This is a genomic window from Bradyrhizobium sp. P2_E8 (genome assembly GCF_056403875.1).
On the sequence record NZ_JBFUES010000232.1, the window covers coordinates 1 to 8,684 of the forward strand.

The 8,684-nt window shown below is 67.0% G+C and carries 6 protein-coding genes and 1 pseudogene; 4 read left to right on the forward strand and 3 right to left on the reverse strand.

All coding sequences use genetic code 11. From position 1 onward, the window contains the following. Window positions 1–432 (forward strand): annotated as a pseudogene (locus AC1D00_RS15225) (arginyltransferase); the annotation flags it as partial. 134 nt (window positions 433–566) lie between these two features. Here AC1D00_RS15225 and AC1D00_RS15230 read toward each other — a convergent pair. Continuing rightward, on the reverse strand, window positions 567–1,919 hold the full coding sequence (locus tag AC1D00_RS15230; protein WP_477011234.1) for an Nramp family divalent metal transporter: 1,353 nt from the start codon (window positions 1,917–1,919) through the stop codon (window positions 567–569). A gap of 168 nt (window positions 1,920–2,087) precedes the next feature. Here AC1D00_RS15230 and AC1D00_RS15235 point away from each other — a divergent pair, with 168 nt between their 5' ends. Next, entirely contained in the window at window positions 2,088–3,332 is a 1,245-nt protein-coding gene (locus AC1D00_RS15235; RefSeq protein ID WP_477011235.1) for an MFS transporter, read from the forward strand. Between the two features lie 189 nt (window positions 3,333–3,521). Here the strand turns inward: AC1D00_RS15235 and AC1D00_RS15240 are convergent, their stop codons facing one another. Next, window positions 3,522–4,781 (reverse strand): adenylate/guanylate cyclase domain-containing protein, encoded by a 1,260-nt coding sequence (locus AC1D00_RS15240; RefSeq protein WP_404556931.1) that lies wholly within the window; start codon window positions 4,779–4,781, stop codon window positions 3,522–3,524. A 177-nt stretch (window positions 4,782–4,958) separates the two neighbouring features. Here AC1D00_RS15240 and AC1D00_RS15245 point away from each other — a divergent pair, with 177 nt between their 5' ends. Both AC1D00_RS15245 and AC1D00_RS15250 read left to right on the forward strand, forming a co-directional pair. Next, window positions 4,959–6,116 carry an MFS transporter gene (locus AC1D00_RS15245; RefSeq protein ID WP_477011237.1) on the forward strand — a complete coding sequence of 386 codons (1,158 nt, stop codon included), beginning with the start codon at window positions 4,959–4,961 and terminating at the stop codon, window positions 6,114–6,116. Between the two features lie 31 nt (window positions 6,117–6,147). Beyond that, window positions 6,148–6,336: a hypothetical protein gene (locus AC1D00_RS15250; RefSeq protein ID WP_135176093.1), complete on the forward strand. Its 189-nt coding sequence runs from the start codon at window positions 6,148–6,150 to the stop codon at window positions 6,334–6,336. A 32-nt stretch (window positions 6,337–6,368) separates the two neighbouring features. On the opposite strand, the gene AC1D00_RS15255 is transcribed toward AC1D00_RS15250, so the two are convergent. After that, on the reverse strand, window positions 6,369–8,432 hold the full coding sequence (locus tag AC1D00_RS15255) for a methyl-accepting chemotaxis protein (RefSeq protein WP_477011236.1): 2,064 nt from the start codon (window positions 8,430–8,432) through the stop codon (window positions 6,369–6,371). Between the last annotated feature and the right edge of the window lie 252 nt (window positions 8,433–8,684).

Sequence of the window (8,684 nt, forward strand, 5' to 3'; positions counted from 1 at the left end):
CTCGACGCCCGCCACCGCCATGGCGGCATGGCCGACATGACCGTGCTCGACTACGCCATGATGGTCGAGGACAGCCATGTCGAGACCCGCATCATCGAGTACCGCAAGCGCGGCCCCGACAGCGGCATCACCGGCCGCGGCGAGGAGCTGATCGCGGTTGCACTCACCGACGTGCTCAGCGACGGCCTGTCGATGGTCTATTCCTTCTTCGAGCCGAGCCAGGTCAGCCGCTCGATGGGCACCTTCATGATCCTCGACCACATCGCCCGCGCCCGCCGGCAAGGGTTGCCCTATGTCTATCTCGGCTACTGGATCGAGGGCTCCAAGAAGATGGACTACAAGGCCCGCTTCCTGCCGCAGCAGCGGCTGGCACCGTCCGGCTGGCTGCGCATCGACGCGCAAGGGGATGCCACGTCCGAGCCGCAGGACTAGCGTACCCACACACTCGCGGTCATGCCCCGCGAAGGCGGGGCATCCAGTACGCCGCGGCCCATCCGCATAAAATCGTCGTCTCTGGAATACTGGATCGCCCGCCTTCGCGGGCGATGACAGCAAACGTAGCGCCCTCAGCCGAACAGCGTATCCGCCAGCAGCTTCAGATTCAGGACCACGATGACGCCTGCGACGATCCACGCGATCGCGGCAACGTATGGCGGAATCGCGAACTGCCCCATCTTGCGGCGGTCGGAGACGAAGCGGACCAGCGGGATCACGGCGAAAGGCAATTGCATCGACAGCACGACCTGGCTGAACACCAGCAGATCAGCGGTGCCGCGCTCGCCATAGATCGCGGTGACGACGATGACGGGAACGATCGCGATGCCGCGTGTGAGCAAGCGCCGCGCCCAGCTCGGCAGGCGCAGATCGAGAAAGCCTTCCATCACGATCTGGCCGGCGAGCGTCGCCGTCACCGTCGAGTTGAGGCCCGAGGCCAGCAGCGCAATCGCAAACAGCGTCGAGGCGATGCCGAGGCCGAGCAGCGGTGACAGGAGCTCGAAAGCCTGGCCGATCTCGGCGACGTCGGAATGGCCGCTCTTGTGGAAGGTTGCCGCAGCGACCACGAGGATCGCGGCGTTGATGAACAGCGCCAGCATCAGGGCGATGGTCGAGTCCGTCGTCGCCCATTTGATCGCCTCGCGCCGGCCCTTTTCGTTGCGCTCATAGGCGCGCGTCTGCACGATCGAGGAATGCAGATAGAGATTATGCGGCATCACGGTCGCGCCGATGATGCCGATCGCGATGTAGAGCATTTCCGGATTGGTGAAGATCTCGGTCTTCGGCATGAAGCCGTGAAGAACTTCCGCGACCGGCGGCGCCGCGGCCACGATCTGGACCGCGAAGCAGACCGCGATCACCGCGAGCAGCGCGATGACGAAGGCTTCCAGGAAACGGAAGCCGCGGTTCATCAGAAGCAGCAGCAGGAAGGCATCGAGCGCCGCAAGCAGCGCGCCGCCGATCAGCGGAATGCCGAACAGGAGCTTGAGCGCGATCGCGGTGCCGATGACCTCGGCAAGATCGCAGGCGATGATCGCCGCTTCGCAGGCGAGCCAGAGCAGGAAGTTCACCGCCGGCGAATAGGTCGCGCGGCAGGCCTGCGCGAGATCGCGGTCGGTGACGATGCCGAGCCGCGCCGCCAGCGACTGGAGCAGGATCGCCATCAGGTTCGAGAGCAGGATGACCGAGAGCAGCGTGTAGCCGAACTTCGATCCCCCGGCGAGATCGGTCGCCCAATTGCCGGGGTCCATGTAGCCGACCGAGACCAGATAACCCGGACCGACGAAGGCGAGCAGCCGCCGCCACCAGCGGCCTGCCGCTGGAACCGCAATTGTGGAATTTACCTCRGCGAGGCTCTTGGTGGCAGGCGCGTCGATGCGCCAGCCGGCGGCGTCGGAGGTGAGATCGGGCGAGCGAGCATCCATGCGGTCAGAATACCGAAGTCGAGGCTTATTGCAACTCATTTGCAACTGCATCTAGCCGCATCGGTTCCCGGCGCGGCCCCGTTTTGCCCACCCTGTCGGGAAGCGGGTGGGTTTGGCCGGTCTCGGGGGCGGATACTGGCGCCAATCCGACTTTGCAGGAAATGAGCCATGTCAAATCCGCCGCGCCTCCCCGACACCTTCAACCGCCTCGCCTGGTCCAACCTCGCGGCGCAATCGGCCGAGCAGATCGCGCTGGCCGCAGCGCCTATCGTCGCCGTGCTGACGCTCGGGGTCGCCGAAGGCCAGACCGGCATGTTGCAGACCGCGCTGACACTTCCCTTCGTGCTGTTCGCCATTCCGGCCGGCCTGCTCGCCGACCGCATTTCGCGGCGTTCGCTGATGGCGGGCGCCGAGGCGCTGCGAGCGGCAGCCCTCGTGGCCATCGTGCTGCTGCTGGCGCTCGGCGCCCTCAATCTGCCGCTGCTGGCGCTGCTCGGCTTCGCTGCGGTGTGCGGCACCGTCGTCTACAGCGTGGCCGCCCCGGCCCTGGTGCCCTCGCTGGTGAGTTCGGACCTGTTGCCATCCGCCAATGCCCGGATCGAGCTTGCGCGCACCATCGCCTTTGCCAGCGGGCCTGCGCTCGGCGGCGCGCTGGTCGGCTGGTGGGGCGCGAGCCTGGCTTTCGGCTTTGCCGCGGCGCTCTCGGCCATCGCGGTGGTGCTGCTCTCCGGCCTCTACGAGCCCGACCGCACGCCGACGCCGCGGCGCCATCCGTTCCAGGACATCCGGGAAGGCGCAGCCTTCGTGTTTCACCATCCGCTGCTGCGGCCGGTTTTCATCACCCAGTTCATCTTCAACACCGGCTGGTTCCTGCAGATCGCGGTGTTCGTGCCTTACGCCGTGCGCCATCTCGGCCTGACCGCCGCCGGCGTCGGCACGGTGCTGACGATGTACGGCGTCGGCATGGTGATCGGTGCGCTGCTCGCGACGCGAGTCATGCAGCGCGTCGCCTTCGGCACGGTTGTCGGCCTTGGCCCGGTCACCGGCTTCGTCGCCTCCCTGGTGATGGCGTTGACGGTGCTGATCCCCTCGCCCTGGCTCGCGGCCCTGAGCTTCTTCCTGCTCGGCGTCGGGCCGATCCTGTGGGTGATCTCGACCACCACCTTGCGCCAGTCCGTGACGCCGCCGCGCCTGCTCGGCCGCGTTTCCGCCATCAACATCATGAGCTACGGCGCCCGCCCGCTCGGCTCGGCGCTGGGCGCGATCGTCGGCGGCCTCTGGAGCGCGGAGGCGTGCCTCTATCTCGCGGCGGCCGTGTTCGGCATGCAGGCGCTGGTGATCCTGCTGTCACCGGCGGTGACGCTGCATCGGCAGCCGGACATGGTGGGGGACGAAGTGGCGGTGAGGTGCTAACCGCATCGTGACGGGTAACGGAGCGCGCCACATTCTCCAGTGTCGTCCCGGCGAAAGCCGGGACCCATACCCCCAGGGAGAAGTTTGACGAAGGCTCGCAGTTACAAGGCATCCGTTGGGACGAACACCGCCCGCCACCGATAAATCACGCGGTATGGGTCCCGGCCTTCGCCGGGACGACATTGGGGCCTACCCCGCCAGATACCGCTCGTAGCTTCCCGTCACCGGCTCGTTCGCGTCGACCTCGGGATCGAGCGTGTAGAGGTCCTGCGCGCGGCCGATGCCGCGGAGCGCGTAGCGGCCGGTGGAGACGAGATAGCGGCGCCCGGCGGCATCGAGGCCCTTGTAGAACTCCGCAGATGCCAGCAGCTCGCGGTCGACCGAGCGGCTCATCGAGGCGATGCGGCTGACCTCGTTCACCGTCGGACCCACCACCGTGAAGTCGAGCCGGTCCTCGCTGCCGATATTGCCGTAGAAGACCTCGCCGACATGCAGGCCGATATAGGCGGACGTGGTGGGTCGGCCGTCGGTAGCCCGACGCGTGTTCAGCGCCGCGACGTTCTGGCGGAACAGGTGCTCGGCGCGCAGCGCGGCACGGCGCGCGGCCGCCATGTCCTCGCCGGTGAACATCGCGAGCACGCCATCGCCGATCAGCTTCAGGACGTCGCCGCCGGCGTCGTGGATCGCATCGATCACGGCCTGCGCATAGTCGTTGAGGAAGGGAATGATCTCGTCCGGGCCGATGCTCTCGCTGATCCCGGTCGAGCCGCGCAAATCCGAATACCAGAGCACGGCCTTGATGCGCTCGGTGACGCCGCGCGAGATGCGGCCGCCCAGCACCTGTTCGGAGGCGCCGCGGCCGAGATAGACCCGCCCCAGCGTGCGGGCGATGTCGACCTGCTGCGCCGATTTGATCGCAAGTCCCAGCACCGGCACGAGATCACGCAAGGCCACAAGCTCCGGCTCGGTGAAGCCGCTGTCGCGGCGCGTGGTCCAGCAAGAGTACAGGCAATCCATCAGGCCGAGCGCGCCGTTCTCGCCGAAGCGATGCACGAAGGCGAGATAGTGCTTGTGGCCCTTCTCGGCGAGTTCGCCGATCTGCGAGAAATCCAGCGACGGCGCGTCGGCGAGATCGATCACCATCTCGTCGTGGCCATGCTCGAGCATGTGGAAGAACACCGAGCGGCGCCAGTGCTCGTTGGCGTCGCCCTCGGCGGTCGAGCCGTATTCGAACGCATCGCTCTCGTTGCTGGCCCGGTCGCTCCAGCGGAAGCCGCGGCCCTCATAGATCGGATGCAGCGTGTCGATGACGACGAGCCCGCGCGAGAGTTCGAGGCCCTCGGCGCGGCAGCGCTCGCAGAACCCGCGGAGCAGTTCGTTTTCGGGCAGGCCGGTGAGCCCCTGGCCGGTCAGCCAGTTCATCAGCGCAAGGCGCGAGGTCAATTGCATGCGCCATTATGCCGTGCATTCGTGACGAGCGAAAGGCGCAAGCCTCAGGCGAGCCGTGCGCAAGGCTCCCGTCCCCTGCAGGTCGAATATGCCGCGATCGCGGTTGACGCACTCGCTGCGCGGGCGGCAAATGCCGGCGATGATGACTTTGTCGGCCAGAATCGGAAGTACGCGCGGATGAGCCGGCGCCAGCTCCCGATCATCCTGGCGCTCGGCACCACGCAGACCCTGGCCTGGGCTTCCAGTTACTACCTGCCGGCCCTGCTCGCCGATCCCATGGCGCACGACCTCGGCGTCTCCTCCAACTGGATCTTCGGCGCGTTCTCGGCCTCGCTGGTGATCTCCGCGATGCTCGGCCCGCGGATCGGGCGGCAGATCGATCTGGTCGGCGGACGGCAGGTGCTGTCGGCTTCCAACCTGACCATCGCCGCCGGCCTCGTGCTCCTTGGGTTGTCGCAATCCGTTCTGGTGATGGCGATCGCCTGGCTCGTGCTCGGCATCGGCATGGCGATGGGACTCTATGACGCCGCCTTCGCCGCGCTCGGCCGCATCTACGGCATCGAGGCGCGCAGGCCCATCACCGGCATTACGCTGATGGCTGGCTTCGCCTCCACCGTCGGCTGGCCGCTCACCGCCTGGGGCCTCGCCCATATCGGCTGGCGCGAGACCTGCTTTGCCTGGGCCGCCGCCAACGTCCTGATCGGCCTGCCCCTCAACTTCTTCATGCTGCCGGCGATCAAGGGCGCGAAGCAGGCGGCGGCGACGGCCGAGAAGCCGCACGTGCCGCTCGACCGCACCATGATCCTGCTCGCCTTCGTCTTCGCCGCGGCCTGGACGGTCACCGGCGCGATGGCGGTGCACTTCCCGCGCATCGTCGAGGCAACCGGCGCGACACATGTCGAGGCGATTGCGGCCGGCGCGCTGATCGGTCCGGCGCAAGTGTTCGCGCGCATTCTCGAGGCGAGCGTTCTGAGCCGCTTTCATCCGTTGTGGTCGACGCGGCTCGCCTGCGTGACCCATCCGATCGGAGCGGCCGTCGTCGCCATCTTCGGCGGCGCCGCTGCGAGCGCGTTTGCGTTGCTGCACGGCTCGGGCAACGGCATCCTGACGATCGCCCGCGGCACGCTGCCGCTGTCGATCTTCGGGCCGAAGGATTTTGGCTACCGCCTCGGTATCATCGGCGCGCCGGCCCGGATGGCACAGGCGGTGGCGCCGTTGGCCTTCGGCCTGCTCATCGACGTCATGGGCGCCAAGGTGCTGATGGTCTCCTCCGCGCTGAGCCTCTCGGCGCTGGCGGCGCTGTTCCTGATCCGCGCGGAGCGCCGGCCCGATTGACCGCCCGGCCGCTTTCGCGCACAAGCGGGCCATGACCGAAGACAACAGCCCGCCCCGCACATTCAAGGGTCTCCTGCGCTGGGCGACCACGCCGCCACAGGCCTGGGTCGTCTATCTCCTTGCCGTCATGCTGGTGTGGCTGCTGTCGTTCTATGCCGGCACGCTGAAGCCGAAGAAGACGCCGGAGGGCGGACCACCGCCGGTCGCGGCGCCGCGCTGAAGCATGACGCTTCAAGCCAATGCCATTGCGATTTAGGCGGCCCGGACGTCCTCGACAAAGCTGCCCACCTCGCTTGTCAGTTGCTCGGCCTGTCGCGACAGACCGTCTGCCGCGCTCAGCACCTCGCTCGCAGCAACGCCGGTTTCCGTTGCCGCCTTGCTCACACCACCGATGGTCGCCGTCACGTCCTTCACCGATTGCGACGTCTGCTGGACGTTGCGGGCGATTTCCGCCGTCGCCACCCCTTGTGCCTCCACTGCCGTCGCGATCGCATTCGAGATCGAACTCACCTCTTCGATGGTCCCGGTAATTCCACGGATCGCGTCGACGGCCTCCTTGGTGGCAGCCTGAATTTGCGCGATCTGGGCCCCGATCTCCGCCGTCGCCGTCCCCGTCTGGGTCGCCAGCATCTTGACCTCGGAGGCGACCACGGCAAAGCCTCTCCCGGCGTCTCCGGCCCGGGCTGCCTCGATCGTCGCATTCAAGGCCAGCAGGTTCGTTTGAGCGGCGATGGCCTGGATCAGGGTGACCACCGCACCGATCTTCTCGGCTCCCTCAGCCAACGTCTGCACGATCCTGTCGGTCCGCTGCGCATCGGCCACCGCTCGGCCGGTGATCGTCGACGATTGTGCGACCTGGCGGCTGATTTCGCTGATCGATGCCGTCAGTTCCTCGGCCGCGGAGGCGACCGTGCTCGCACCCACGCTCGCTTCCTCGGCCGCCGCCGCGACGGTTGTCGCCTGCCCCTTGGTCTGCGTCGCGGTCGAGGACATGGATCGTGCCGTGCTCTCGAGCTCGGTAGCCCCTGACGCCAGCAGCGCCACCATCGCCCCTGCCTTGGTTTCGAAATCGCGAACCAGGCCTTCGAGGCGCGCCGCGCGCTTCTCCTTGACGATCCGCTCGGCGGCCTGTTCTCCAGCCAGTCGATTGGTGGTGGCCATCGCCTCTTTGAAGACCTGCACTGCGACAGCCATGCCGCCGATCTCATCCTTGCGGGCGGCAAATGGGACCTCGGCCTCCTCGTTGCGGGCAAGCCGGGTCATGACCTCCGAAAGCCTCGAGATGGGCGTGAGCAAATGGCGCACGAGCAGCACCGAGGAAGCCGCGGATAATCCCAGAACGACCAGAATGGCCGCGCCGGCGAACAAGATGCCGCCCAACCCGTCCGCTTCGTCCTGCTCGGCCACCGCCTGCGCGTCGCGCAAGGCGGCATCGCGGATTCCCAGCAATGAGGCGTTCGCGCTCGTGGCGGACTTGCGCCAGTCATCCACCGATACCTCGTAAGGAGTGCCGTTGAAGGCGGCCTTGGTCAGACCGTCGCGCAGCGGCTTGTCCGAACCGAAGTAGCGATCCCTGGCCGCGCCGACGCTGGCCCGCGTGTTCCTGGGGGCGTGAGCGTCATCGCCGCGATCGACGATTTCAGCCCAAAGCCGTGTCATCTGGCCGTTCGCAGCGCTCAATTCGTCCCGCTCCGCCAATGTGGCCGGACGGCCGGACGTCACAAGCCCCGAGATCAGCAGCGAGACCTGGCCGGCAGTCTGCCGGATCACCCAGCCCTTCTGGGCGACATCGAGCAGGTTTCCCGCCGTGGTGCTCAGCCGCATCGTCGCCTTGATGCCGGATTCCAGCAGTTCATTCAGACTCGCCATCGCTTCGGCATAGTCTCGCATGGCCTTGGCAGCGATGCCGCCGGGACGTTCGGTCAGCGGTTTCTGCCAGTGGGAGGCGGCCTCCTCGCGCGCGGCGGCAATCTTCGCTGCGGCCGCCTTGACCCGCTGCGTCAAGTCAGCATCGCCGCTGGCAAGCGTCTGCAGTTTCTCCAATGCCTCATCGCTCGTTCGGCGATTGGCGGCAAACTCCTTGAGCACCGCATCGTCCGCCGCGGACTTCCCGAGCAGCGCCCGATTGACGGGACCACGCTCGATGGTCAGGCTGCCGACGGCATCGAAGCCCGCAGCCAGACGGGTCTCCAGGGCGTGCGCCGCGATGGCGTTCTGGTAAGCGCGCCAGCGCTCGCTCAGTTGAAGGCCTGACGTCAGAACGACGACGCCCGACATCAGCGCAGCAATGGCAATTCCCGACCGCTTGATAGACACGCCCCACTCCTCATTCGCATCAGAACCCAGGAAGTGAGGGCTGCCCGCTCAGCAGGAACGCTCCTCCGCCCGAATGTCACGCCTCATTTCAGTTCGAATTCGACAAGCTCGACGGTCGATGTTCCTGCGTTTCGCATCGTCCGTACGGGGCCGGCATTTTGCCACGCGAAATCGCCGTACTTCAGGTTGAGCTTGTGGTCCGGCTTCCCCTGCACGCCCTCGACCAGCACGCCACCCTGCACCACGATGCGC

Excerpts from the sequence above, each read along its gene's own strand:
- AC1D00_RS15235 (WP_477011235.1), top strand. The coding sequence starts at position 2,088 with ATGTCAAATCCGCCGCGCCTCCCCGACACCTTCAACCGCCTCGCCTGG.
- AC1D00_RS15240 (WP_404556931.1), bottom strand. The coding sequence starts at position 4,781 with ATGCAATTGACCTCGCGCCTTGCGCTGATGAACTGGCTGACCGGCCAG.
- AC1D00_RS15245 (WP_477011237.1), top strand. The coding sequence starts at position 4,959 with ATGAGCCGGCGCCAGCTCCCGATCATCCTGGCGCTCGGCACCACGCAG.
- AC1D00_RS15250 (WP_135176093.1), top strand. The coding sequence starts at position 6,148 with ATGACCGAAGACAACAGCCCGCCCCGCACATTCAAGGGTCTCCTGCGC.